Genomic DNA, 25242 nt, shown 5'->3' with positions numbered 1-25242 from the left:
GTGTACATTTTTGGCATTGTTTTCTGGGGGAGGCCCCGGGGCCTCCCCCAGAAAACAATCATTACTATGGCCTCAAAGTGTATTATCTTATCTAGCAAGAACTGTCTCATTTAGTCTAGCAGTCACAGTGGTATTGTACTTGTATGGAGACGAATATTTTACGATGAATTTTCTTTGATGAACATCAACATTGGGAAGCCTTTAAGAACAAATATGGAGCTTAGATCCGGCCAGTCGTGCAAAAGAAAGTGGAGAAGTTTCGAGATTGTGGAAATTTTAAAAAGGTTTTAAGCTTTTAGTATATGAATAGATACACTAAACATACTGTAATTCGAATTGAGGTGACCGAGTGGAGAGTACAGAGGACTTAATTGAGTTATGTTTATTAATGGGGAAGATCATGCAACAAAATGGAGCGGAAACCTATCGTGTGGAAGATACGATGACGCGAATTGCCCAATCTTTTGGACGGGCTGAATCCCAAAGTTATGTAACACCTACTGGGATTATGTTTACGATTAGCCCTGGTGCCCCTGCAAAATTAGTAAGAGTTTCGGCACGAGAGACAAATCTCGAAAAAGTAAATCTCGCGAATAATGTCTCCAGAAAGATTGCAAGTGGAGACTTGTCTACTCAGGTAGCGTATAAAGAGCTTAGAAATATTGAAACCAGTCCTACAGATTATTCCATGCTCATCCAAATCATCGCTGCCACGTTAGCGAGTGGTTTCTTTACTCTCATGTTTCAGGGGAGTTGGTACGATTTCCTGCCAGCCTGCGTAGCAGGAGGGCTAGGATTTATTGCATTGATTAACTTTATTCGATTATTTGAAATTAAATTTGTTGCTGAATTCATTGCTTCGTTGTTGATCGGTTTTACAGCCTTTTCCCTTTTTTCATTAGGTATTGGGAAGGAAGTTGATAAGGTAGTTGTTGGTTCTATCATGCCGTTGGTACCTGGTCTGCTCATCACTAACGCTGTAAGGGATTTGATGGCAGGTCATCTTATCTCAGGACTCGCCAAGGGGGCGGAGGCCTTTTTAACGGCTTTTGCAATTGGTGCGGGTATTGCTGTTATGTTTGCACTATTTTAGAGATCGTGAGGGATGACTATGTTGATTGAATATGCCATAGCAAGCTTTTTTGCATCAGCTGCCTTTGGAATCATCTATCAGGCGCCAAGAAATGCGATCATCAAATGTGGTCTCGTCGGCATGATTGGTTGGGTCATTTACATTTCCTTAGTATGGGAAGAAGTCGACAGTGTCCCAGCTACACTCATCGCCTCCTTTGTTATTGCCCTGGTCAGCCAGACGCTGGCAAAGGTATACAAAACGCCTATGATTATATTTAGCGTGCCAGGGATTATTCCTCTCGTACCAGGAAGTCTCGCGTATGACGCCATGCGAAACTTTGTGCAAAATGACTACAGCGCCGCTATCTCCATTGCAGCGAAAGCTTTTATGATATCTGGTGCTATTGCATTTGGGCTCGTGTTCTCGGAAGTGCTTAACCAGATTATAAAAAAGATGAGACAAACAAAAGCGCAATTGAGGTAATGGGTGAGCCTCACTTGCGCTTTTGTTTTTCTTTATAATCCACTGGATTAATCCTTGTTTTGGCATTCAGCTAATAAAGTCATTTGCCGTGATATAAAGGGCTGTATGGCCTTGTGTAAGGACCTCTACTGTCATGGAAGTGGCTAAATGCGTTTTCCCTACACCAGTTGGGTCTAGGAGGATAATATTCTCACCATGATGTATGTATCGCCCGGTTAGAACTTCTTTAATACGCTTTTCATCAATACTTGGTTGAAAAGCAAAAATTAAAATCGCCCTACAACTCAAACAGTACTCATCTCAAAGCAGTGTTAGATTGATTCCAGGTTTGGCTAACTCCTTATGAATATACTCACAATCTGGCTTTCTTCTAAAATTTGATGACGAGTACTTCTCCGGAAACAGTAATTCCTGCAAGTCTTGATCCGATAACTCTTCTTCCAAAGGCCAACTAACATTTGTCACAGGTGAACCAAAAAGATAGTAAAGGTGGGACAATCTAATTAAATAAATACCAATTTTCTCTTTTCCACTAACTTTTTGTTCACATCTAGGTGATGTTAGGGTGACTGACTGGTTACAAAATCGTTAGCTGAGTCTATAGGCCTCTCAAAAGTTCATAAACTTTTGAGAGGCTTTTCTTTAAATAGATGACATGCCACATACACTCCGGATATATGGAGTGTGTATCAAGGTTAGTGAAAAATAAAAAGTAGGAAAGTGTAACACTTGAGGCGGTAACATTGCGCGAGTAGTTGAGGTTGAAGAGTAATGTGAAACCTATAATGGAAATACAAAAGGTGTCAGACCCTATAGTTAAGAGGGTTCTGACACCTTTTGTAGTTTTTAAATGTGGAAAAGTGCCAGGACTTATAGCATTGCATTAATGTTTTATCAAAGTGGGGATATATATAATCTTTCTACTTATTCATTTTAATTCGAACCGGATGGATCTCCTGTTTAACCTGCGTACCATCTGTCTCCTTTGAATGAATGGTTTTTCGATTTTCTTTTTCCAAAGCAGTTCGTTTCATTGAACTTGTTGCATTGTGGAGCATCTCCCCCATATCACGAACGGAGTCAACTAATGGATCAACAGACTCCATTTTTCCTTTTACATCAACTGAAATTTTGTTTGCTTCATGTATTAGCTCCTCTGCCTCATCTGTAATGCTGTTTACAGATTTCCTGGCGTCTGACAGCGTCTCCTTTGTTTCTGCCAGTGTTGCCATTAGTTTTCGTAATGTCAAAATCAAAAAAACGACGAGAAAAACAAATGCAACAGCTGCAATGCCAACACTCCATTCAATTATTGAGACCACCTCCCTTCTCCTCTCTCAGTCTATGAGGGGGGAGGCTCGGACATTCCTTATTACAACAGTTGTTCGTATGAAAAAGTGGAAGGTACTATCTAATCTTGGAATAACATTACAATTTCATTTGAAGCGTTCATCTGTAGACTTAAACGAACTGTTATCGATAATTTTGCTTATGATAAAGAAAAAGAAAAAGGAAAAGAAGTAGAAGTTTTGTGCCATTTAAGTAAAGCACAATGCACATAGAAAAAAGACGCCCCAAGAGTCTAATCGACGCTTGGGGAGTGGATAAGGCGCGTTAACGCTATTGTTCTTCTAATGCATTCTCTTTAACGTATATAGAGACGGTGCCACTTTTCACACGGAACTGCCCGAAGCCGTCCTTTGTAATTTTTACGCGTGAGGGATGGTTACCTGTCAGGTCTATCCAGATTTGTCCAGCGAGTTTTTTTCCGACATACATGCGTTTTTTTCCATCATCACCATTACTCATGACTACGGCACACCCTGATCCTGGAAAGTCCGAGACGCCTTTTCGTACCCAGCCAATCGTATTTCCATGATCAAAATAGTCTTTTTGGTCACCGTATGCGTAATGATATCTTGCATCTAAGATCGGATCAATCATATCTTTTTTACCTTGGATCGGATTTTCACCATTTATACCAATATAGTCTCCGTAAAATACGCATGGATAACCATCTTTACGAAGGAGGATGAGGGCATATGCCAAAGGTTTGAACCAGTCTTCCACCCAGGACTCCAAGGCTTCTTGAGGCTGCGAATCATGATTATCAACAAATGTCACTGCGTTCGTTGGATGAGTCCCAACAAGGGTGTCTTCAAAAATTTTACTTAAATCATAATTACGGCCAGCCAGCGAAGCCTCGTGAAAGTGATAATGAAGACTTACATCAAATAAATCAATGTCGTAATCTACATAGTTTAAGAAGTTTTGATATGCTTCTAGGTCTGAGTTCCAAAACTCACCGACAAAATAAAAATCTTTTCCAAATTTCAAACGCATGGCATGAACAAAAACAGAGATGAATTTATGATTAATATGTTTAATCGCATCTAGCCGAAGACCGTCGCATGAGGTTGTGTTAATAAACCATTCACCCCAGTAAAGCATTTCTGCTTGTACGGCTGGATGGTGGTAATCAATGTTAGCGAACATGAGATAATCATAGTTACCAAATTCATGATCAACATGACTACTCCAGCGTTTATTTTCCCCTAATATTTGGTAAATACCAATTCTATCTTCGTTGGCATCATAGTCCGTGCCGTTAAAATGGTGATGGGACCATTTAAAGGAGGAATGTTTCCCATTTCGTGCAGGGAATGAAAACTTTGTCCATCCATCGATTTCAAAGGGCTCAGAAACAGCTCTATATCGGTCATTAGGATCTACTTCGATCACTTCAAAGCGCTCCGTATCATCGGCACCGGCTTTATGATTCATAACAACGTCTGAGTAAACTTGAATTCCTACATTTTTACAAGCGGCTATGCCTTCTAAGAGTTCTTGCTTCGTTCCGTATTTTGTTCGAACTGTACCCTTTTGATCAAACTCGCCTAAGTCATAACCATCATATATTCCGTAGCCATTGTCTTCCTGGCTTATACCCTTTGTTGCGGGCGGGATCCATAAAGCATCAATGCCATGCTCTTTTAATTCACCTGCTAGCAGCGCTAGACGATTCCAGTGGTCACCGTCGTTTGCCAAGTGCCATTCAAAAAATTGCATCATCGTGTGATTACGCTCCATAGTATCTTCCTCATTTCACTAATTTCTGTCTCTCTCATTTCCACTTATATGGCGTTTCCTTATACTCATAATAATTGGGACAATTTGAAAATAATAAATGAGCGTGAGAACTCCATCGATTCAATGGGAGTTCGTGAGGACATTATTTAGAAAATAATGCGCGGTAATTTTCCACTTAACCCTCTGTCTGAATCGCGCTCATATATTTCCGGAATCTCCGTATCCTATTCAAAATGCCCAGTACCTATAATGTGTTTACCAACCTTGGACATCATTAGAAATCGACCTGCCTCTACTGAAGCAGCTAACAGCTCTAACTTTTCGACTGTTGTATTTTTTTAATCTGCTGATCCATTTGTATGTCGTGAGGGGGAAGCGATAAACTCCTCGTCACATCCTTGCAAGAGTTTAATGTCTCCGTCTATTAAAGGTTCTATGGTGAAAAGTACTCCTGAAGGGCAAATCTATCGGTACCATAATGATGATAAAGTGCCGCTTGAGCACCCTAGCATATATGAAGGACAGAGGTTACATTTTCCTCTGCCCAATCCATAATAATCCCTTCCCAATAATGGATTTTTTCAAACTGGAAGTGCTCAATGATTAGAAAATTGCGGTTTTCAGAAGCGTAATGTCCACTTGTAAGAGAGAGTTCCCAATATTTTTGAATTATTTCTCCATTGTCCTTTATATTTCAGTGTCTGAAAGGAGACCGATAAGAAATAAAATTGCTTCTTGTAGGTAATATCAGGCATGATGTAATAGCGCATTAACCACTTCCATCAAAGGGTTTAAGAACAATTTGACTGGATATTGACTGGTTTTAAAATTTTTTCCTAAATTTACACGCTTCTCATAAGTCCATAAACTTTTGAGAGGCTTTTCTTTAAATAGATGGCATGCCATATACACTCCGGATATGTGGAGTGAGTCTCATGGTTAGTGAAAAATAAAAAGTAGGAAAGTGTAACACTTGAGGCGGTAATATTGCGTGAGTAGTTGAGGTTTAAAAGTAATGTGAAACCTATAATGGAACTACAAAAGGTGTCAGACCCTATAGTTAAGAGGGTTCTGACACCTTTTTTAATTTTTAAATGTGGAAAAGTCCCAGGACTTATCGCATTGCATGAATGTTTTATAAAAGTGGGGACAAATATAATCTTTCTACTTATTCATTTTAATTCGAACCGGATGGATCTCCTGCTTAACCTGCGTATCATCTGTCTCCTTTGAATGAATGGTTTTTCGGTTTTCTTTTTCCAAAGCAGTTCGTTTCATTGAACTTGTTGCATTGTGCAGCATCTCCCCCATATCACGAACGGACTCAACTAATGGATCAACAGACTCCATTTTTCCTTTTACATCAACTGAAATTTTGTTGGCTTCATGTATTAGCTCCTCTGCCTCATCTGTAATGCTGTTTACAGATTTCCTGGCGTCTGACAGCGTTTCCTTTGTTTCAGCCAGTGTTGCCATTAGTTTTCGTAATGTCAAAATCAAAAAAACGACGAGAAAAACAAATGCAACAGCTGCAATGCCAACACTCCATTCAATCATTGAGACCACCTCCCTTCTCCTCTCTCAGTCTATGAGGGTGGAGGCTAGGACATTCCTTATTACAACACTTGTTAGTATGAAAAAGTAGAAGGTACTATCTTAAAGTCCTTAATTGTAAGGAGGGATTAGCCCTTTCCCTCTTTTTTTAGTGCTTACAAACCTGTTTGGTCAACTCCATAGGTCGCTTGTTCTTTCCAGGCAACTTCAATGATGGGGTGATGCACCAACCCCTAATATGAAAGGATTTTACCAACTTACAAAAAGGTTTTGACTGGATTTTTTTCCTTGCTTTTTGAGTAGCTACCATTCCATATACGCTATATAACCTTTCGCAATGCCCCAACCACGTGGTTTTTTCATCGCCAGAAGCCGTGGATAACTGTGCTGTTGACTCTGTGATCTGTACGCCTTCTATAAATTAGTTATCCCCAATAAAAAGCAGTTACTGACCCTAACTAACCTATAAAAAAATATGTTTGTTCTTTCAATAATAATAAATTAATCTTCTAAAAGCCCCTCAAAAGGTTAACTGAACTTTTGAGGGGCTTTTATATGCACGTATTAAGTCGCAAACCATGTTGGGAAATTGACATTCGTAATTTCTTGAATTCTCTATTAGAGAATTCCTGAAGACAGGGAAGCAAAACAACACGTGACGATGATAAAAGAATGGTTTGAAAAAGCATACTAAGAAGTCGCCATTGATTTTCTGAAAGATTTTCTTTTCCACCACTTCGATACCATGCCGTGCTTCGGACTGAGGAAGAAGGCCATGGTGAATAATAATCCGCATGATACGGCCATCGAACCTGCAATGGAAACATCTAACCAGACTGCAAAAACATAACCAATTATTGAAGCCAACGCACCGATAATTGCGCTTAACGCTATCATCCAGCCGAAATGGTCTGTTAATAAATAGGCGGTAGCCCCGGGTACGATGAGCATCGCTACAACTAAAATCGCTCCCACGCTGTCGAATGAAGCAACCGTGGAAAAGGAGACCATCCCCATTAATAAATAGTGAAGAAAAAGAATCGGGATTCCTAAACTAGCAGCAAGCTGCGGGTCAAAGGTGCTAAGTTTGAATTCTTTGAAAAACAAAAGAATAATGGTTAAGTTCAGAATGAATACGCCACCGAGCATCCAGACCGCTTTAGGACCAAGGTCAATCCTGGCATAAGTCAATGTATCCCATGGCACATATGCGATTTCACCCATCAGCGCGTGTTCGACATCAAGGTGTACACCATCTCCGATAAAGCTGAGCATCACTACTCCTAGAGCGAATAAGGAGGTGAAAACCACTCCGATAGCAGCACCCGATTGAACGCCGCTTGAGTCAAGCCGTTGCACCAGTATAGCTGTCACTATTCCAACAGCACCTGCCCCTATTAACATGGGCAATCCATTAAGGGACTGGGTCACTAAAAAAGCAAGGACGATGCCGAGAAGAACCGTGTGGCTGATGGCGTCTGCAATCATCGCCATTTTTCTTAAAACTAGTAAAGCCCCTGTGATGCCGCATGTGGCACCGACAAGTACGCCTGTTAATATAATCCAAGCTCCATACGTCATATCCGCTGCACCCCCTTAATGAGAAGGCCTTTTCTCAAGCCGAATAGAAGAGAAAGTATAAAAATGGAAGACGCTGTAAGAACAATAAGAGGTCCTGTAGGTAGCCCTTCGCCCATCGTACTTATCGCTGTGCCAATCCATCCTGAAACAGCTCCAATCAGACCAGAAATGAACCCCATCCATTCCAGTCGATCGGTCCAGTATCTTGCTGCCAGCGGGGGAGTAATTAATAGCGCAACCATCAAAACAACCCCCACCATTTGAATTCCAATGACGACCATGCTAATGACGAGAACCATGAGGATAGCGTTAAGACCTTTAACAGGAAGACCTAAACCTTTGGCATATTGCGGATCAAATGTAGAAATCTTAAATTCTTTGAATAAAAGGCTTGTTAAAAGGATGATCAGAAGGGAACCAACTGCTATCATTTGTACATCACTGCGAACCATAGCTGCTGCCTGACCAAAGATAAAGTCATCCAACCCGGCCTGGTTCCCGCCGCTATGCCGCGTAATATAAGTGAGGAGAACGATTCCGATTCCGAAAGAAACACTTAATACGACTCCGATGGAAGCATCTGTTTTGATTCTTGAATGATTGACGATGGCTTGGATGAGATAGGTGGCGATCAGCCCACTCACCGCAGCCCCTAATAAAAAGAGAGGAGTGGACTTGACCCCATAAATAAGGTAAGCAATACATATTCCAGGTAAGGCTGCGTGTGCCATGGCATCCCCAATTAAGCTTTGTTTTTTTAATAATACAAAACTGCCGATCAACCCACTAGCGAAACCTAGTAAAATGGAGCCGAAAAGCACCCAGCGTGCGTTTGGGTTTTGAAACAGCTCTAATAATTCCTGCATGGAATTAACCTCCTTTTCCTAAGAAAGAGGATTCCTGTGCCAGGATGGATAATGCTCCTCCATAGGCTTTTTGAAGATTATCATAGGTGAACGTTCGATCAGTCGGACCGAAAGCAATCGGTGTTTTGTTGAGCAACAGGCAGTGATCAAAATAAGATCGAACGGTTTGAAGGTCATGATGAACGACCAGCACGGTTTTACCTTCCTCTTTCCATTCCTGTAATAGCTTGATCATTGCTTTTTCTGTCGCAGCATCAACGCCAGCAAATGGTTCATCCATAAAGTATATATCGGCATTCTGCGCAAGGGCACGTGCTAGGAATACCCTTTGCTGCTGTCCGCCTGAGAGTTGGCTGATTTGTCTGTCAGCAAAAGATTCCATGCCTACTTTAGCCAAGCAATCCGCAGCCCACCGCTTATCTTTCTTTTTGGTTCGCTTGAACATTCCGATATGACCGTATCGTCCCATAAGAACAACATCGAGAGCGTTTGTAGGGAAATCCCAATCTACTTCACTACGCTGCGGCACATAACCGATTCGGTTTCTTTCTTGTTTTAACGGATTTTCATAAACGGACACGTCTCCAGATGATTTTGGTATTAATTGTAAAACGGCTTTGATTAGTGTTGACTTTCCTGCACCATTGGGACCGATGATTCCAGTCAGCGATCCCTGAGGTACAGAAAAGTTTACTTGTTCAAGAGCTGGTTGCTTATCATAAGTGACGCTTATATTTTTTACAGTTAAAGCGTTCATTTGTATCCTCCTACTTTAATGCTCCAACGATTGTATCGATGTTGTGGCGGAACATACCAATATAGGTGCCTTCTTCAGTATCTTCAGGTCCCATTGCATCGGAAAAGAGTTCGCCGCCAATTTCAACTTCATGACCTTTTTCTGCAGCTCCTTCAGTAACCGCGTTGATCGATTTTTCGGAGACGCTGCTTTCTACAAATACTGCCTTTACATCTCGTTCTGTCAAAGTTTCTGTGATACGTTCGATATCGTTTACTCCGTACTCTGACTCCGTACTTAATCCCTGTAAACCTAAAACTTCCATTCCATAAGCTTCACCAAAATAATGAAAAGCATCATGCGCAGTTACGAGGACTCGGCTTTTTTCTGGAATTTCAGAAATGCTGTCTTGAGCATAGGTGTGAAGTTCATCTAGTTCATCTTTATAAGCTATAGCATTGTTTTGATATTCCTCTTCATGGTCAGGATCCGCTTCGATCAATCCTTCTGATACACTATCCACCGCATATTTCCATAACTCAATGTCAAACCATATGTGAGGATCATAGACTTCCGGATTTTCCGGGTCTGATGCCAATAGATCTGCTGGAACTGTTTCTGCGACAGCATAAGTCGGTTTTTCCTCGTTCATTTTTCCGAAAATTTCATTCATTTGCCCTTCGAGGTGATGCCCGTTATAAAAAATAATATCGGCTTCTTCCATGGCATCAATATCGCTTGAAACAGGTTTGTAAAGGTGCGGATCAGTTCCTGGTCCCATCAAATTCTTTACTTCTACATGTTCTCCGCCAACGTTTTCAACAATGTCAGCGATTTGAGCAATTGTCGCTACGGCTTCTATTTTCTCACCTTCTCCTGCGCCTGCGTCCTCACTTTGACATCCGATGAGCAGCAAAGCAGGGATAAAAACAAGAGTGAACATTTTTTTCATACAACCATCTCCTTTTCTTTGATTCATTTTTCTTTCTTTAATGCAACTTTCAGGGTAAAAAAATTTGCCCTTTTATTGTATGGGCGATTCCACGAATAGTTTACTGTTTTGTTGTTAAGTAAAAAAATTTCCTTCATACAAAAAAATAGGTTTTCAAAAGATAAATCAACTGTTTTTTACGGGGGAAAGATTATAAATAAGGTACACCCCGGATGGAATGTACCCTGGTGGGGTTGTTCTAAGCGTTTATTGCCCGCTATGCACTTTCTTTTCAGCGATATAATCTTCTAAACGCTCTTTTTGTGCAATTAAATCTTCAAGGCTCAATTCATTTTGGATAGGGGAGGGGCCCTGCGCTAAAGGATTTAAATTCTGCGCAGTTGGATTTTGGATCAACTGGGAGAGCTGCCCTTGATTTTGTTCATATAGACGATAACCTACTGCACCTACCACTGTACCTGAAACGAACCCCATCATGAAATCTTTGTTTACCATAATATAAAACCTCCTGAAAGAATTTTTAATGTCGTAAAACCAATTTGCTTTTACCAGCTTCATTCAATAGCTCTAATACATTAACCGCCCATGTCACCATAGCCACTTGAAGGATGTTACCAGCTCCCATTGACAGCATGCTGAAGATTCCTGTAATAACATCCGGATGCCTGAATTTGTTTTCCCCGTGGGAGAGGACTGTGTATGCAGTCGATATAATTACTGCGTAATCAAGCATGCTCGAGACCTTTCCAGGTGTATTGTTTAAGTAGGCGATTAATATGAGAAAACCTGTGACTAAACTGCGGAGAAAGTTTTTTCGCAGAGCTGGTGAAATATTGACCATGATATTGTCTAAAGGGTCAAAACGAGTTTGTTTGAAAAATAGACTGATAAACTTCAAGATGACTTTTCGATTGATTAACTCTTTGGCATAAGAAATCGTCATGGATTGAATGGTCGGTTCAATTCTTACCGACTCGATTCCTCTAATGGAAGTGAACATATCCTGTATCTGAATATAATCCCGCTTATCGTACAACGCAGGAATGATCAAGCGGAGTCGACCAGGTATGTCATGGACAATGGAGAAGGTTCCTTGCATGGTACTCGCTCCTTATTCACCAATAGTCGGGTACTGTTCAGGACCACAGCAATGGTTGCTGAATTGTGTATAGCTGCGCCGATGGTCGGGGAAATCAATCCAAAAAGACCGAAAAGAATCGCCGCACTATTGACGGCAATGGTGATAACGAAGTTCTGACGGATCATTGCCATGGTAGACTTCGAAAGCTGAATGACATCTGGTAGAATGAGTGGATTATCAGATGTAACAACAAGATCGCTGGCTTCCACGGCTATATCTGTACGCTTGCCTCCCATACTCACGCCTACGTCAGCTAAGGCGAGGGCAGGAGCGTCATTAATTCCGTCTCCAACCATCAGGACGTGACTGCCTCGTGATTTATATTGCTTTACAAAGGCAGCTTTTTCGTGAGGGAGGACTTCAGAATGGAATTGGTCCAACCGTAGTTCCTGGTAGACCTCTTCAGCAACTTCACGTTTGTCTCCTGTAAGCATAACGATTTCATCTACCCCGGCCCTTCTCAGCTGGTTGACAGTTCTTTTCATCCCTTCACGTAACGCATCTTCAATCACAATTGCGGCGGCCATTTTTTTGTCGATCGCTACGAAAATCGTACTCTTTTCTTTAATTGACTTGTTGAGGAAGGTCAGACTGTTCGTGTCGACCTCATGCTTGACAAGTAAGGTTTGGTTCCCTATCACTACTTCTTTATTGTTAACCAAAGCTTTCACTCCATGACCGACAATGTTTTCGATGCTGGCATGGTCGTGTTCATAAGGCGTCAGGTTTAAATCGGACGCTTTTCTAAGAATGGCCTCGGCAATGGGATGAGAAGAATGTTCCTCTGCGGAAGCGGCATACATTAAAATTTCTTGTTCTGTAAATCCGTTGTACGGAGCAATCTTTACAATTTCAGGTCTGCCTTCTGTAATGGTTCCTGTCTTATCAAGAACAGCAGTATCAATAGAGGAAAGCTTTTGTAAGTATTCCCCACCCTTGATAAGTGCACCATTACGTGCCGCTTTTCCAATTGAAGCAGATATTGCAGTAGCCGTCGCCAGTTTGATGCCACAGACGTAGTCAATGACAAGCATATTCAAGACACAATCCCAGCTTCTTGTGACTGCGAAAGTAAGGAGTGCCAGTAAAAAGGAAACCGGTACAAGTCGTTCAGACATTTCATCTGCATAAGATTGGATCGGAGCTTTGGATTCCTGAGCTTCATCAATCATTTGCAAAATCCTTGCTACGGCCGTTTCGTCTCCTAACTGAGAGACCTCTATTCGAATGTTCCCCGATTGGACGATGGTACCGGCATAGACGGTTTGCCCTCTGGAGATATGTTGAGGCATGTATTCTCCGGTGATGGACGATTGATCGACATTTGCCCAGCCGCTAATGACTTTACCATCAGCTGAAATCTTCTCTCCTTCAAACACAGCAATATGATCTCCAATGCTTACTTCATCCATGGACACTTTTCTCTCGTCGCCTTGGGCATCCACTTTCCAAACATACGGAGTATCCACATTCATCATGTCTTTCACGTAATTCTTTGTCCGGTGAGCAGTGATATCTGTGATGATTTCGCTTAAGGCAGACATAAAAAGGATGACGATGGCTGACTTTGGATTTCCTTTTAAAATGGAGGCGAAAATCGCTGTAGTACTGAGAGTGTCAGCATTTGGCCTTTTCCATTCCGTTACGGGTCTTAACCCGTTAACGATCATGGACTTACAGGCAAAAAGACTGGCAAGGGAAGCTGGGGAAATCAATTTCATCCAACCTGTAAATCTTGTAGTCGGAATCAAGAAATCAAGCAGAAATGCCAGGCCGCTTGCGGTGAATTCATTTTTGTATGATTTGTTTTTCATTTGAGATAATGCAGAAGTCCGTCCATAAACAATCTTTTTAGAGTTCAGATCCAGGTCATGGTGAAGAACCACTGAACCAGATTCTTTAGTATAGATAGCAGAGTGAATTCCAGGAATGAGCCGGTAAGAGGCTTCGACTTTTTCCTGTGCTAACCCTTTGAGGACCTGCAGCCTGGTTCTGCCAGGGATTGAATGAACAATGGTTCCTCCGTTCACGATCTTCCCTCACCATCCTTCTTAATTAATGTGTAGGCCCAAAACAAAAGACTGCTTGCGAATGCAGGGTTGGTCCCGAAACCTGTCGCTCCTTTGAAAAGTAACGTGAGGATGAGTAAGGATTCTGCATCCGTCTTTCCACCTGTCTGCTTTTTGATGAGGTCGTCAAACGAATCCACGCTCTTTCTTAAGGAACTTTTCACCTTGGATTCTATGTGAGGATACGTCGAAATAGAAGTGTCCACTGCCAGCTGTACAAGGGCATCGAATTGTTCTGAAGTTAAGTGATCGGTGGTGAATTCTAAAAGTAAGCTTCCAGTGATTCCTGAAGCTTTCACTCGACTCACCAGGGAAATTTGTCCCATCTGTATTTCCAGTGCTTCTGCAATTTTTTCTTCTTTCCAATGGTCGCTCTGCAAGCGGACACGACCCGGCATGGCATGCAGCACTTGTACTTTTTGATCTTTCAATCGTTTCATCATGCCTGGGATAGCAAAAGAAGCACCCAGACCGATCAGTGAATGTATCATGACCCTGTCACTTCTCTTGTAATTACACTATTATGGACGCGCTGGACGATATCAAACCATTGCTCGATTTGTTTTTCATCCACCTCAGGACTGGGGTCATATTCCACTAAGATCGTCCCTGTTTCTGAGGTATGACGCACGGAAAGAATTTTAGGCTCTAATTCAAGTAATGGAACCAATTGTGATACAATTTTGGAATTGCCTTCCCAGTAAGGAGATGAAATACGGACCCTTCCAGGTATGAAGTGCATTATTTTTATCTGGTATGTAGCTAACATTTTCTCTAATCGTTTCATGAAAATTATTTTTTTAACTTTTGTAAGCATAGCAAACTCCTTTTCAGAAAATAAAAAAAGATACCTTGTAAGCTATGTTACTATTTAAAGGTAAATTATTACAAGTTAAATAATACCTATAACTCTCAATTTAAAAGTGACATTCTGCGGAGGTTTTCGACGCTAAAAGAAAAAACACGGCAAAAACTTTTTTTGTTTAGTAGTCCTTAAGGCACAGCGTAAAAAGAGCTTTAAAATCTTATTTTTTTAGAAAGGTCGTTCGATTGTAGGCACGTGTATAGTGGGGTTTCTACAATCAGAACATCATCTGGAGATTACTAAGATAAGCTCTCCAAAGCACTAGATGTGACTGGGTTTTGACTGGATGTGATTCATGATTATTGAAGTCGTATGTAACCACAAGTTAAAACTATCAAGTCGAGATATTGGTATATAGGTGTTACTAAATTATGTTCGTTGGTATTTAATTCACCCAGTGAATGAGGAGCATGATGTAATAATGCCAAAAACCTTTTATGAAGGCACGTTAAGCCCGATATACAACTCCAAATTAAAAATAAGCCACTCAATGACTGAGTGGCTCTTTGTAGTTAAAGAAACTTTTCCATGAGATTTCGCAAAGATTTCAAACTTATATTTTATACTAGAAAGCGTTGGGCAAACTTATAAAAAAGGATGGTAAAAGGCCTGCATGAAAAAAATAATGTATTTGATTTTACTTATGATCTTGTTTCTTTTAACGAGCTGCCAAGAAGAAACGGTTCAAATTCCGGAAAACACTGAAAATACAATGGTGGTTTCTCATCTAAAGGATAATAAACTTTCTTTTATCAACGAAGAGACCCATGAAGTCATCCATTCACTAGAATTAGATTTTACGGTTGCTGATATGGTTCGGATTAATGACTCTCATATCTCTTTTACAACCAAAGAGGAAGACGATCTTTACTTATTAAATTTACAAACAGGAAAAATGAAGGAGTGGGCTAGTGTTGGTTCAGGTGTAAATGACCTTCTTTATAATCCCGAGGTGGAGCAATTATATTTATCAGATAGTAAAAATAATCAAATTCAAGTGTTTGACACAGACAAGGAAAAAATCATTGAAAAAGTATCGGTGGGGAAATTTCCATTATCCATAACAGCTGATCAAAAAAATGAGCACCTCTATGTGGTTAATCAACAAAGCTCTACGGTTTCTGTTATTGATTTGAATAACTTCCGCGTAGACGAGGAGTTTCTTGTTCCTCATCATCCGGAAGGCATTTTAGTGAATGATTCAAAATTATACTTAGGCGGACATGGTCCGGTTCATGGTGAGTTGAATCGTCATATTTATGTGCTGGATGCTCAAAGTGGGGAGCAGCTTGAGCAAATCGAAGTAGGATTAATGCCTGTGAAACTATTTAGTCCAGAAGTTAGTCCGGATCTTTACGTCGTCTCTCATGGTTCTCACGAAGTTTATAAAGTCTCTTTAGAGAATGATTCAACAGTGGAAAAGTTGAAAGTCGGGGCAAACCCTTATGAAGTAACGGGTGATAAAGAAAAGCTGTATGTATCTAATATTGATGGAGATTCAATCTCAGTGATAGACCCTGAATCCTTTCAGGTGACTTCGGAAATTCCGGTCAAGGGAGGTCCGGTATCGATAGTAAGGGGAGGTGGGAAAGAATGAACATACTTGTGGTGGATGATGAATTTGACATGATCAAGATGCTAAAATCCTATTTAGAACTTCATCACTACACCGTCTTTACCGCTGAAGACGGGATTGACGCTATAGAAGCCATTAAGATGAAAAACATAGACCTGGTGTTATTGGATATCATGATGCCGCGGATGGATGGGATTACGGCTTGTAAGGAAATCCGTGACTTTTCTGATGTACCTATATTGATGTTGACGGCAAAGGGTAACGAAGATGACCGTGTTATAGGGCTGAGATCAGGCGCAGATGATTATATTGTAAAACCGTTCAGTCCCAAAGAGCTTGTGGCAAGAATTGAAGCAACACTTAGAAGGGCCAATGCCCATCAACATAGAAATGATCAATTTTTTCGCCACCAGGATATATCCATAGATTTTAAAGGGCATGTGGTCAGGGTAAACGAAAAAACCATTAACCTTACAAGGAAAGAATTTCAATTGCTTGCCTTTCTAGTTAGAAATCAGGGGCAGGTTTTCACTAGAGAACATTTGCTTGATCACATTTGGGGGATGGATAGTGAAGGAACGATGAGAACAGTGGACACGCATGTGAAAACTCTCCGGCTGAAGTTGAAGTCAGCAGGTTCTCATATTCAAACGGTGTGGGGTGTCGGCTATAAATTCACTTAAACACTTCTTTACAAATCAAGGGTTGAAACAAAAAATTTGGGTGACAATGGCGGTATTATCAATTTGCACCGTATCCATTGGAATAGGATTGACTTTTTATTTGTATCAAACATTTTATGTAGACAACCAGCGGGATTTATTACTCCTTCAGGGCAGAAATTTAGAAAAAGTGTATGAGGAGCATGGAGAAGGTGAATCACTGCAAAGCCGCTTGGATTGGTCTAGCGAAAATTCAGATGCTGAAGTGATTTTCACACAGAATCCAATGGAACTGAGTGCTTCTTTACCTTACGACGATTCTTTAAGAGAAAGCCTTATCAGTTTTGAAGAACGGCAGAAGCTTTTAAGAGGAGAAACCGTTACGATGGTTCGAAAGCACCCCATGTTTGATCAAGATATTTTAGCTGTCGCGATTCCACTATTAGATGGGGAAGTTTTAGAAGGTGCCATTTTCCTGTATAAACCTTTAGAAGATGTGTACGGGCCTTTTGAAGGGATCCGCTACATATTGGCAGGCTCCATGGTACTTCTCTTATTTCTTGTCATTTGGATGGGGAGGAAAATAGCTAACCAGCTTGTAATGCCGCTGAAGAAAATGGAAATGGTCTCTGAAAAAATGGCCGGCGGGGATTTCTCTAAACGCATCTATCCTTCATCTTCGGATGAGGTAGGGTCGTTAGCTGAATCCTTTAATCGACTGGCTAAATATTTGGAAGAAGAAGAGAGCAACCGAAGAGAATTTCTGCAAAATGTGTCGCATGAACTTAGGACGCCTTTAAGTTATATGAGGGGGTATACAGAAGCGATTATGGATGGCCTTATTCAAGATGAAGAAGAAAAAGAAAAGTATATCCGCATTACCCACCAAGAAACGGCAAGGTTGTCCAGACTTGTGAATGACTTATTAGACCTAGCCCAGCTCGAAGGAGATTCCTATCCGATGAACCTGGAGCCTATTCCTTTCGCCCAGCTGATTTATGATGTAGTTGAAAGATTTAAATTGAGGATAGAGCAAAAAAGAATCTCTATCATTCTCCAACTTGATGAAGAAGCGATTATTGAAGGAGACGCTGATCGATTAGAACAAGTGGTGAGCAATTTACTGGATAATGCTATTCGATATACTCACGAAGCTGATCAAATCCTCATCAACATCAAGCAGATAAATGGTAAGACTGTACTGACGATAAGCGATACAGGGCGAGGGATACCTAAGGAGGACCTGGAAAACATCATGGATCGATTTTATCGAGTCCAAAAGTCTAGAACAAGGGAGGAAGGCGGTTCTGGTTTGGGGCTGGCCGTAGTTAAACAAATCATTCAAAAACATAATGCAGAAATTAATATTCAATCAGAAGCTGGAAAAGGAACTTCTGTAATGATCGAGTTCGATACGATGATTTTTGATGAGTAATATGACTAAAGAAACGAATGTTTTTTTGTATAGTGGTTTGAGATCAAGAGGAATCAGGCGAGTATGGGGATTACTACGTCACTCATACTTTTGATCAAAGTGGGGCGTATCATGTGAAACTTTCATGTGGAGAAGGGGGATGTGCATGCTAACAAAGAAAAAACAATAACGGTGGAGGAGGGGGGTAGCTATACCCCGCTCGCATGAATGGAAAGGGAGAGGATTATGGAAGAAAGAGCGTACTCAATTTCTTATGAAAAAACTAATAAAAAGCCAAGCAAGAAGACGTCTATCTTTCGAGCTATTTGGCGATGGCATTTCTATGCAGGAGTTTTTGTTGCTCCTTTTTTGATTGTTTTGGCTGTCAGTGGCGGTCTCTATCTGTTTAAGCCTCAAATAGAGTCTGTTCTATATCAAGATCATTTTTTCACCAAAGAAACTGCGGGTGACGATTCGTCGCTTGGCTTGACTGAACAGTTGGATGTAGTAAAAAAGTGAACATGGCGATAGCATTCAAATTCTCTCCGTTAAGCAGTATGATGAGGCTGCCAGAACTACGGAAGTACATTACATAGAAAACGGAAAGATGATGAATGCTTATGTGAACCCTTATACCGGTGAATATCAAGGGTCGCTCGTGACAGATGAGATGTTTTCCAGCATATTCAAAAAAATACACAGTGAATGGTTTATTGGTGGAACGCTTGTTAACCGATTAGTAGAGCTCGCAGCATGTTGGACACTCATCCTACTGGTAACAGGATTATATTTGTGGTGGCCAAAAAAGACAAGCCAAATTTGGGGAACGATTTTACCTCGCTTTAGAAAAAAGGGTAGATTATTTTGGAGAGACCTTCATGCCGTACCTGCTTTTTGGTTATCAATTTTTATAGCTATTCTTATTATGACTGGATTACCGTGGTCAGGAGTTATGGGAGAGCAAATCAACCGTTTAGCTACAGCGACACAGACAGGATACCCTCAATTTGCATTGTCGTTTGGGCCGAAACCAGAATCAGAGCTGCTTACAAAAGATGTGGCGAAGGAAGGTCCGTGGGCAACAGAGAATTTGCCTGTCCCTGCTTCTAATCATCCATCGAATAATGAGATTACTCTACCTATGGTTCAGCAACTGGCTAAGGAGAATGAAGTGAGTAAACCGTATACGATTTCACTGCCGGACGATGAGAGAGGCGTATACACTCTTGCTACATCTGATACGAAGCCCGGAGAAAATGCTACACTTCATATTGATCAATATTCTGGAGAATTACTAAGCGATGTTCGATTTAATGAATATGGATTAATGGCTCAAGGGATAACGCTTGGAATTGCACTACACGAAGGCCGGTTATTCGGTTTGACGAACCAGGTGCTAGGGGCTCTGACCTGTTTAGGGATTCTTTTACTAGTCTTTAGTTCATTCGCCATGTGGAGGAAAAGAAAGCCGGAAGGGACGTTCGGAGCACCTGCTCGAGTGCATGATCCAAAAATAAGGTGGGGTGTACTCGGAATTATGTTAATACTTGGTATTGTTATGCCTTTGGTAGGGACATCTATCTTGCTCATTCTACTTTTAGATTACGTTTTACTAAGGATAAAAAGTAAGGCGAGCTGATCACAACCTATGAATGCTATCAACCATTTCACAAAAAATACTAAGAGATTTCGCAAAGATTTCAAATTTATTCTTTATACTAAAATTTGTTAGGCAAACGTCTTTCAGCAATTCTTTAAAATAATTACCGGAGGGGAATTATATGAATAAACGAAACATTGCTTTATTTTCTTCAATAATAGTATCTGCAAGTGTTATGACTGCATGCGGAAGTGGGGAAACGGATCAGAATAGTTCATCTGGTGCTGACCAACAACAGGAGACGCCTGAAGACAGCATTCAAAATATGTCTGCTCAAGAGCCCGGAAAAGATGAGACTTGTTACTATTGTGAAATGGGGATTCCACACCCAGAGGATGATCATGCTGTCTTCACTGCACAGGCAATCACTCAGGATGGAGAACGTGTATTTTTTGATGATTCAGGTTGTGTAGAAAATGCTGAAGAGGAGAACGAGGAGTTCGCTAAGATATGGGTGAAAGATTTTGACTCTAAGGAATGGGTAGAGCTCGATGGAACGAGTGTCGTTTACGATGAATCTTTAAACACGCCTATGAGCTATCATTACGCTTTTTTTAAATCAAATGAAGACGCGAAATCTTATGCGGATGAACAAGATGCAGAGTTAGCATCTTGGGAAGACGTGCAGGAGGATGCAAGTGAACGCTCGCAAGATAACGGTATGGACAAGGATTCTTCTGATCACGAGGATATGGACATGGAAGGACACGATCAAGATCAGATGGATGAAGAAAATCATGAACATTCCGATGAAAACCACAATTCCTAAACTGCTATCCATGACTTACTTCTTATTAATCTTTGTTTGTTTCTTCAATTTGAATTCTGTGCAAGCCAGTGGTGAAGGTTTCATTCAAAAGGAAATTAATCAAGCTGCACCAGGGGAGAAAGTGACTATACCTTCTGGAACATATGAAGAAACAGTTGTGATTGATAAACCGATAACGTTGGAGGGAAACAACGTGGATTGGATAAGTGAAGCTGGTGAAACTCTGGTAACTATTGAAGCGGACAATGTGACGATTCAAGGCATCAAGTTTAAACAAGGCGACCAAACGCTGGAACAGGAAATGATACCAGGAGAAGAGTTTTCTCCTAATGAACCGAAACCTACAATCAGAGTAACAAGCAGTAGTTCATTTACCTTCCAAGATAATTACGTAGACACCATAGGCTCTGGCATCTTTGGAGAAAACAACCATAATTTCACAGTTGAAAATAACAAATTTACCGGCGTATATTCCTCCTTTATTGATCAAGGGCTGGCAGCCGTGGAGTTATATGAAACAGATGAGGTCTATATTGAAGAAAACCTTGTGGAGAATGTATTGGATGGTTTTTATCTTGACTCCCTTAGTCATGCAAATATCATTAATAATACCGTGAAAAATTCACGATACGCGACTCATCTCATGTACTCGTCATCCATTCTGGGTGATTCCAATCGATTTCAAGACAACGTTAACGGATTAATGATTATGGATACTACCGATGCTGTTTTTTCAGAGAATACATTAGTGGATCAGTTTCATGTTAATGGGTACGGAGTTCTTATGTATCGTTCTAAAGGAATTGAGCTTTTTGATAATGAAATTTCCCGTAACATCACAGGTATTAAACTGGAAGAGGCGGAGCGGGTCAAAATTCATGATAATATTGTGGCTGGAAATCAAAAGGGAATTGCTTGGGAAAGGCAAAGGGAAGACTTCGAATTTCACAATAATATAATGGTCAGTAATGTATTATCTACACAAGGGGATGATAACGACGAAGCTATTACTTTATATAGTGGAAAAAAAGGTAATTATTGGGACGACTATAATTTGGTGGATAAAGACGGAGACAGGATAGGTGAAAAACCTTATTTAGCTGGATCTATATATGATTCGTTACTATCGGCCAAACCAGAATGGCAGCTATTTATGAACAGTCCGGCCATGACCATATGGAGTCAGGTAACAGAATGGTTGCCTCCCCCTCAAGATGCGCAAGTAATGGATGCTTATCCTCAAACTGACTATTCAATAAAGCAGTCTAATAGCACCTTTTCTTCCGCCGGTTACGGATGGATGGGTCTTATTCTATTAATGACGGCAGGAACCAGTGTTTTTTATTTTAGAAAGGAGAAATAAGCATGAAGAAAGCCCCCATTGTGATGACGTTAATGGCGAGCGTTGTTTTAGGAGCTTGTCAACAAGCTTCCCATGATGCCCATGCCATAGACCATGATGTTGACACTTGTGAAATTTGTAATATGGCGATCAATAACAGACAGGCTGCCACTCAAATAGTGATGGAAGACGGGAGTGCGGTCAAGTTTGATGATATCGGCTGTATGATGCAATACAAGGAAGAAAATAAAGAAGAAGCTGATAATTTTCACACAGAGTATATCAACAGCTATGATGAGCAAGAATGGGCAGATGCTGCCGATAGTACTTTTGTTTATGATGAAGATATCAATACGCCTATGGGAAATGGTGTAATTAGCTTCAGCTCCTTAGAGGAAGCTGAAACATTTATTGAGGAAGAAGGCGATGGTGAATTACTTGAGTACGAGAATCTAGCAGAGCATGACTGGGATAGTTATTAATGACATTTCAGGCAATTTTCCATAATGATTTGAAGCAGTTCATTCGAAATCGTTGGTTAGTTTGGTTTAGTGTGCTTTTCACTCTGGTCGCCACTAGTTTCCTTTTATTCGGAGGCGCCAACCAAGAAACGTATGATGGGTTTAATACAAATATAGCCGTCCTTTTGAACGTCAACTTATTTTTATTGCCCCTTGTCCTTTTTATAATGGGATCTGTAAGCGTTGCTGCTGAGAAAGAAGAAGGCTTATTGACTTTGGTGCTCAGCTATCCTATATCCTACTTTGAATTAGTTGTGGCAAAAATTCTCTCCTTAACAACTGCCATGTTTCTCATTTTATGTTTGAGTTATGGTATTGCATCAACAGGAGGCTTTATTTTTGGAACGGAATTGTCGCTACACACGCTGCTGACCTTCTTCTTTTTATCTATCCTATTGATTCTCCTATTAGCCCCCTTGTCTATACTAATGGGGGTTTGTTCAAGGACAAAATTCCAGTCGATGGCCTTAGCCCTGGGTGGTTGGACTTTTTTAGTATTACTATATGAATTTATTTTCATGGGGCTGATCACTGTCGTAACCCCTCAATTATTAAAACTATTTTTAACGGTGGCTGTAGCCGCTAATCCGATAGAATTAATACGGGTGGCAGCAATAATTATCATAGATGAAGGCGTTTCGCTGGGGCCTTCACTTTATGAATTCACCTCTTTTATAACGGGGGGTTTTGGTTCACTTATTTTAATAGTATTTTCGGTGCTATGGATAGTAGTGCCGGCATTATTAAGCTATTGGTTCATTCGAGGAGGTAAAACACATGTCGAATGATCGTACTATTTTGCGCTTACAAGAAATTTCATTAGAACGACGTTTTCAACCATTATCCTTCTCTATAGAAAAAGGCAGTATTTACGCTTTATGTGGAGGAAATGGTGCAGGTAAAACGTCTTTATTCAGCGTTTTAACAGGCATGAATCGTCCATCTAGTGGAAGGATCTATAAAAATGACGATGAAACCAATAATCAACACTCGTCTTATAGACGTCATTTCTCCTATATGCCCGACCAACTAGCATTCCCTAACCATCTGACTGGTTTTGAGACATTAAAATTTTTTTCTATGCTGTCTCAGCAACAAAATCACAATGTGAAAAGTATTTTGTCTTATGTGGGGCTGACAGAGTCCATGCACCAAAAAGTAAAACATTACTCAAAAGGCATGCAGCAAAGGCTCAACTTAGCTCAATGTCTTATGGTTGATGTACCTATTTATATGATGGATGAACCTACGAACGGACTTGACCCTTACTGGGCACACCGTATGAAAGAAATGTTGTTAGAGCAGAAGGAGCAAGGGAAATCTATTATTTTTTCGACTCATTCTCTGTCCTTAGTTGAGGATATTGCAGACGATTTGCTATTTTTGCAAGGTGGCGAAGTTCTAATCAATCAGCCTGTAGCTGAACTTCGCAAATCTCTTGGAGAACATAAGGATTTAAGTACTTACGTATATCACTTAATATCTGACAAAGGGGGGAAGTGATAGAAAGTTCATGGTTTTCTGACCTTTAACACTGGTTTTAATTTGCATTCTAAATAGTAATCTACATTTAAATACTGGAATGACATTACTGAACAGGGTAATAAAGTGAAAGAGCGATAAACTAGTTTAGAAAAATGTCCTACTAAATGACATACTTTAGTAAATTATTCATTAATTGCAGTGACGTAAAGTGCGGGTGTTAAACCCGTCTACATAGCATAACTAGCGAGGTATATTTTATTATATTTACCTTATTGAAACTATGGGGTGCATAATGTAATCATATCCCCATGACACTTGATATCAAAGGTTCAGCTTCACACTGAAAGTAGATTGAATGACTAGAAAAACACTATAAATCTATAAGTCCACTGAACTTATGAGAGGATTTTTGTTCCACAGTAATGTGTGCGTATATTTTCATGGTTGTGTTTATATCTCCGTGACCTAATGGTAGTTGAATTTCCTTAACTCCTACTCCAGCATCAATTAGGAGAAAAACTATAGCCTCCTAACCTCAGATGTTTTTCGTCTAATTCTGTAGCTTAGTAAAGTGTTTTGTAGATAGAAGTGAAATGAAAATGTCATATGATATAATGAAAGAAACGAAATTTAAGGGATGGAGTAAGATGACTATTAAAACTAAACGCGATATTGAAGAGTTGTGGTCGTCATTTTGTGATTTTGCGCAGTACGATGAGAAGGGTGCCAAACACTATCTAGTGTTTTCGGACAAGGAACGGAGCGGAGACTGGACACTGATGGTTTATCGTGATGGTTTGATCACGGCTCACGGCCGAGGCATCGATTATTGTGACGAAGGTGAGCTTGTATTGAATCGTGAGCAAGCGGGTAAGTTTGTCTGGAAAAATCGTAAAGCGATTAATGCCGTAATTCGAGAGAAACGTAAGGTTACAACTTCATAAGCTTGATGCACAAACCTATTTAGTGCCTGACCCCCCAGCGCGATAGAGCTTTAGCGTAATGGGGGTCAGGCATCTTTACAAACCGAATTGAAAAATCAGTTAAATAAACAACTAGGGTGAAATACAAAATAGGTATTAGGGTATGAGGGATGATCCTGGGCTTAAAAGTTTATAAATCTAATTAAAAGAGATTTTTAAAGAATCTTAGTTGTGCCCTCAATCGCTTAAATTTAATTGTGAATGTGTAATTTGTTTGAAAGACTTCCAAGAAAACTGATAATGCATTTAGACGGGTCGTATAGTCACAAAGTACTTTCGCCAGTGACGAAGTGTAGACGTCAAGTCGAATTTTACACTTTTTGCTCGTTTCCCTTTTACACTTCTGCTTGAAAAATACTTTTTCGGTTTTTCATCCGATGACTTTCCTCATTCTCTCCACCATGTATGACCTCCACAC

General features: G+C 40.4%; 25 protein-coding genes and 3 pseudogenes. 13 read left to right on the top strand and 15 right to left on the bottom strand.

Features of this window, described 5'->3' with window-relative positions; genetic code table 11:
- Positions 1-167: 167 nt before the first annotated feature.
- The 3 genes and pseudogenes from LF817_RS20530 to LF817_RS18675 form a co-directional block, all read left to right on the top strand.
- Positions 168-307 (top strand): annotated as a pseudogene (locus LF817_RS20530) (IS91 family transposase); the annotation flags it as partial.
- Positions 308-388: 81 nt separating this feature from the next.
- Positions 389-1093: a threonine/serine exporter family protein gene (locus LF817_RS18680; RefSeq protein ID WP_256558375.1), complete on the top strand. Its 705-nt coding sequence runs from the start codon at positions 389-391 to the stop codon at positions 1091-1093.
- Between the two features lie 18 nt (positions 1094-1111).
- A complete protein-coding gene (locus LF817_RS18675; RefSeq protein ID WP_253937328.1) occupies positions 1112-1558 on the top strand; it encodes a threonine/serine exporter family protein in 447 nt (148 codons plus the stop codon).
- A gap of 66 nt (positions 1559-1624) precedes the next feature.
- Here LF817_RS18675 and LF817_RS18670 read toward each other — a convergent pair whose 3' ends face one another.
- The 14 genes from LF817_RS18670 to LF817_RS18610 all read right to left on the bottom strand — a co-directional run bounded on the left by LF817_RS18670 (position 1625) and on the right by LF817_RS18610 (position 14364).
- On the bottom strand, positions 1625-1846 hold the full coding sequence (locus LF817_RS18670; RefSeq protein ID WP_305882268.1) for an ATP-binding protein: 222 nt from the start codon (positions 1844-1846) through the stop codon (positions 1625-1627).
- Positions 1847-2478: 632 nt separating this feature from the next.
- On the bottom strand, positions 2479-2880 hold the full coding sequence (locus LF817_RS18665; RefSeq protein ID WP_253937326.1) for a DUF948 domain-containing protein: 402 nt from the start codon (positions 2878-2880) through the stop codon (positions 2479-2481).
- A gap of 298 nt (positions 2881-3178) precedes the next feature.
- Positions 3179-4648 (bottom strand): alpha-amylase, encoded by a 1470-nt coding sequence (locus LF817_RS18660; protein ID WP_253937325.1) that lies wholly within the window; start codon positions 4646-4648, stop codon positions 3179-3181.
- Positions 4649-5153: 505 nt separating this feature from the next.
- Positions 5154-5249, bottom strand: a complete 96-nt coding sequence (locus LF817_RS20470; protein WP_371925103.1) for a homoserine O-acetyltransferase/O-succinyltransferase family protein — start codon at positions 5247-5249, stop codon at positions 5154-5156.
- Between the two features lie 563 nt (positions 5250-5812).
- On the bottom strand, positions 5813-6205 hold the full coding sequence (locus LF817_RS18655) for a DUF948 domain-containing protein (RefSeq protein WP_253937324.1): 393 nt from the start codon (positions 6203-6205) through the stop codon (positions 5813-5815).
- A 687-nt stretch (positions 6206-6892) separates the two neighbouring features.
- Positions 6893-7783 carry a metal ABC transporter permease gene (locus LF817_RS18650; RefSeq protein WP_253937323.1) on the bottom strand — a complete coding sequence of 297 codons (891 nt, stop codon included), beginning with the start codon at positions 7781-7783 and terminating at the stop codon, positions 6893-6895.
- A complete protein-coding gene (locus tag LF817_RS18645) occupies positions 7780-8649 on the bottom strand; it encodes a metal ABC transporter permease (RefSeq protein WP_253937322.1) in 870 nt (289 codons plus the stop codon). The genes LF817_RS18650 and LF817_RS18645 overlap by 4 nt, the downstream gene beginning before the upstream one ends.
- Before the next feature lie 4 nt (positions 8650-8653).
- Entirely contained in the window at positions 8654-9406 is a 753-nt protein-coding gene (locus LF817_RS18640) for a metal ABC transporter ATP-binding protein (RefSeq protein ID WP_253937321.1), read from the bottom strand.
- Positions 9407-9416: 10 nt separating this feature from the next.
- Complete coding sequence (locus LF817_RS18635; RefSeq protein ID WP_253937320.1) at positions 9417-10337, bottom strand: metal ABC transporter solute-binding protein, Zn/Mn family; 921 nt, start codon at positions 10335-10337, stop codon at positions 9417-9419.
- A gap of 246 nt (positions 10338-10583) precedes the next feature.
- Positions 10584-10832, bottom strand: a complete 249-nt coding sequence (locus tag LF817_RS18630; protein ID WP_253925358.1) for a hypothetical protein — start codon at positions 10830-10832, stop codon at positions 10584-10586.
- Positions 10833-10857: 25 nt separating this feature from the next.
- Positions 10858-11436, bottom strand: coding sequence for an HMA2 domain-containing protein (locus LF817_RS18625; protein ID WP_253937319.1), 579 nt, complete (start codon positions 11434-11436; stop codon positions 10858-10860).
- Positions 11385-13508 carry a heavy metal translocating P-type ATPase gene (locus LF817_RS18620; protein ID WP_253937318.1) on the bottom strand — a complete coding sequence of 708 codons (2124 nt, stop codon included), beginning with the start codon at positions 13506-13508 and terminating at the stop codon, positions 11385-11387. The genes LF817_RS18625 and LF817_RS18620 overlap by 52 nt, the downstream gene beginning before the upstream one ends.
- Positions 13505-14038, bottom strand: coding sequence for an HMA2 domain-containing protein (locus LF817_RS18615; RefSeq protein WP_253937317.1), 534 nt, complete (start codon positions 14036-14038; stop codon positions 13505-13507). The genes LF817_RS18620 and LF817_RS18615 overlap by 4 nt, the downstream gene beginning before the upstream one ends.
- The gene (locus LF817_RS18610) at positions 14035-14364 is read right to left on the bottom strand and encodes an HMA2 domain-containing protein (RefSeq protein WP_253937316.1); all 330 of its coding nucleotides are present in this window, start codon (positions 14362-14364) and stop codon (positions 14035-14037) included. The genes LF817_RS18615 and LF817_RS18610 overlap by 4 nt, the downstream gene beginning before the upstream one ends.
- A 661-nt stretch (positions 14365-15025) precedes the next feature.
- Between LF817_RS18610 and LF817_RS18605 the strand changes: the two genes are divergently transcribed.
- The 10 genes and pseudogenes from LF817_RS18605 to LF817_RS18550 all read left to right on the top strand — a co-directional run bounded on the left by LF817_RS18605 (position 15026) and on the right by LF817_RS18550 (position 24785).
- The gene (locus LF817_RS18605) at positions 15026-16009 is read left to right on the top strand and encodes a YncE family protein (RefSeq protein ID WP_253937315.1); all 984 of its coding nucleotides are present in this window, start codon (positions 15026-15028) and stop codon (positions 16007-16009) included.
- Complete coding sequence (locus LF817_RS18600; protein ID WP_253937314.1) at positions 16006-16671, top strand: response regulator transcription factor; 666 nt, start codon at positions 16006-16008, stop codon at positions 16669-16671. The genes LF817_RS18605 and LF817_RS18600 overlap by 4 nt, the downstream gene beginning before the upstream one ends.
- Before the next feature lie 46 nt (positions 16672-16717).
- Positions 16718-18085, top strand: a complete 1368-nt coding sequence (locus tag LF817_RS18595) for a sensor histidine kinase (protein WP_253937313.1) — start codon at positions 16718-16720, stop codon at positions 18083-18085.
- Between the two features lie 225 nt (positions 18086-18310).
- A pseudogene (locus LF817_RS18585) lies at positions 18311-19703 on the top strand (PepSY-associated TM helix domain-containing protein).
- A gap of 142 nt (positions 19704-19845) precedes the next feature.
- The gene (locus tag LF817_RS18580) at positions 19846-20493 is read left to right on the top strand and encodes a nitrous oxide reductase accessory protein NosL (RefSeq protein ID WP_253937310.1); all 648 of its coding nucleotides are present in this window, start codon (positions 19846-19848) and stop codon (positions 20491-20493) included.
- Complete coding sequence (locus LF817_RS18575; RefSeq protein ID WP_253937309.1) at positions 20462-21856, top strand: right-handed parallel beta-helix repeat-containing protein; 1395 nt, start codon at positions 20462-20464, stop codon at positions 21854-21856. The genes LF817_RS18580 and LF817_RS18575 overlap by 32 nt, the downstream gene beginning before the upstream one ends.
- Before the next feature lie 2 nt (positions 21857-21858).
- Entirely contained in the window at positions 21859-22317 is a 459-nt protein-coding gene (locus tag LF817_RS18570; protein WP_253937308.1) for a nitrous oxide reductase accessory protein NosL, read from the top strand.
- The gene (locus tag LF817_RS18565; RefSeq protein ID WP_253937307.1) at positions 22317-23144 is read left to right on the top strand and encodes an ABC transporter permease; all 828 of its coding nucleotides are present in this window, start codon (positions 22317-22319) and stop codon (positions 23142-23144) included. The genes LF817_RS18570 and LF817_RS18565 overlap by 1 nt, the downstream gene beginning before the upstream one ends.
- Positions 23134-23859, top strand: coding sequence for an ABC transporter ATP-binding protein (locus LF817_RS18560; RefSeq protein WP_253937306.1), 726 nt, complete (start codon positions 23134-23136; stop codon positions 23857-23859). The genes LF817_RS18565 and LF817_RS18560 overlap by 11 nt, the downstream gene beginning before the upstream one ends.
- Positions 23860-24488: 629 nt before the next feature.
- Complete coding sequence (locus LF817_RS18550; RefSeq protein ID WP_253937305.1) at positions 24489-24785, top strand: hypothetical protein; 297 nt, start codon at positions 24489-24491, stop codon at positions 24783-24785.
- Between the two features lie 374 nt (positions 24786-25159).
- Here the strand turns inward: LF817_RS18550 and LF817_RS18545 are convergent.
- A pseudogene (locus LF817_RS18545) lies at positions 25160-25242 on the bottom strand (ATP-binding protein); the annotation flags it as partial.

The sequence above is a fragment of the Halobacillus sp. A1 genome (genome assembly GCF_024189295.1).
Taxonomy (GTDB): Bacteria; Bacillota; Bacilli; order Bacillales; family Halobacillaceae; genus Halobacillus_A.
This window is presented reverse-complemented; position numbering and strand designations above follow the sequence as displayed.

Coding starts and splice junctions, on each gene's coding strand:
- LF817_RS18635 (WP_253937320.1), bottom strand. CDS start 10,337: ATGAAAAAAATGTTCACTCTTGTTTTTATCCCTGCTTTGCTGCTCATC.
- LF817_RS18630 (WP_253925358.1), bottom strand. CDS start 10,832: ATGGTAAACAAAGATTTCATGATGGGGTTCGTTTCAGGTACAGTGGTA.
- LF817_RS18570 (WP_253937308.1), top strand. CDS start 21,859: ATGAAGAAAGCCCCCATTGTGATGACGTTAATGGCGAGCGTTGTTTTA.
- LF817_RS18615 (WP_253937317.1), bottom strand. CDS start 14,038: ATGATACATTCACTGATCGGTCTGGGTGCTTCTTTTGCTATCCCAGGC.
- LF817_RS18655 (WP_253937324.1), bottom strand. CDS start 6,205: ATGATTGAATGGAGTGTTGGCATTGCAGCTGTTGCATTTGTTTTTCTC.
- LF817_RS18625 (WP_253937319.1), bottom strand. CDS start 11,436: ATGCAAGGAACCTTCTCCATTGTCCATGACATACCTGGTCGACTCCGC.
- LF817_RS18550 (WP_253937305.1), top strand. CDS start 24,489: ATGACTATTAAAACTAAACGCGATATTGAAGAGTTGTGGTCGTCATTT.
- LF817_RS18600 (WP_253937314.1), top strand. CDS start 16,006: ATGAACATACTTGTGGTGGATGATGAATTTGACATGATCAAGATGCTA.
- LF817_RS18680 (WP_256558375.1), top strand. CDS start 389: ATGGGGAAGATCATGCAACAAAATGGAGCGGAAACCTATCGTGTGGAA.
- LF817_RS18605 (WP_253937315.1), top strand. CDS start 15,026: ATGAAAAAAATAATGTATTTGATTTTACTTATGATCTTGTTTCTTTTA.
- LF817_RS18560 (WP_253937306.1), top strand. CDS start 23,134: ATGTCGAATGATCGTACTATTTTGCGCTTACAAGAAATTTCATTAGAA.
- LF817_RS18610 (WP_253937316.1), bottom strand. CDS start 14,364: ATGCTTACAAAAGTTAAAAAAATAATTTTCATGAAACGATTAGAGAAA.
- LF817_RS18650 (WP_253937323.1), bottom strand. CDS start 7,783: ATGACGTATGGAGCTTGGATTATATTAACAGGCGTACTTGTCGGTGCC.
- LF817_RS18565 (WP_253937307.1), top strand. CDS start 22,317: ATGACATTTCAGGCAATTTTCCATAATGATTTGAAGCAGTTCATTCGA.
- LF817_RS18675 (WP_253937328.1), top strand. CDS start 1,112: ATGTTGATTGAATATGCCATAGCAAGCTTTTTTGCATCAGCTGCCTTT.
- LF817_RS18640 (WP_253937321.1), bottom strand. CDS start 9,406: ATGAACGCTTTAACTGTAAAAAATATAAGCGTCACTTATGATAAGCAA.
- LF817_RS18660 (WP_253937325.1), bottom strand. CDS start 4,648: ATGGAGCGTAATCACACGATGATGCAATTTTTTGAATGGCACTTGGCA.
- LF817_RS18645 (WP_253937322.1), bottom strand. CDS start 8,649: ATGCAGGAATTATTAGAGCTGTTTCAAAACCCAAACGCACGCTGGGTG.
- LF817_RS18595 (WP_253937313.1), top strand. CDS start 16,718: ATGGCGGTATTATCAATTTGCACCGTATCCATTGGAATAGGATTGACT.
- LF817_RS18580 (WP_253937310.1), top strand. CDS start 19,846: ATGAATAAACGAAACATTGCTTTATTTTCTTCAATAATAGTATCTGCA.
- LF817_RS18575 (WP_253937309.1), top strand. CDS start 20,462: ATGAACATTCCGATGAAAACCACAATTCCTAAACTGCTATCCATGACT.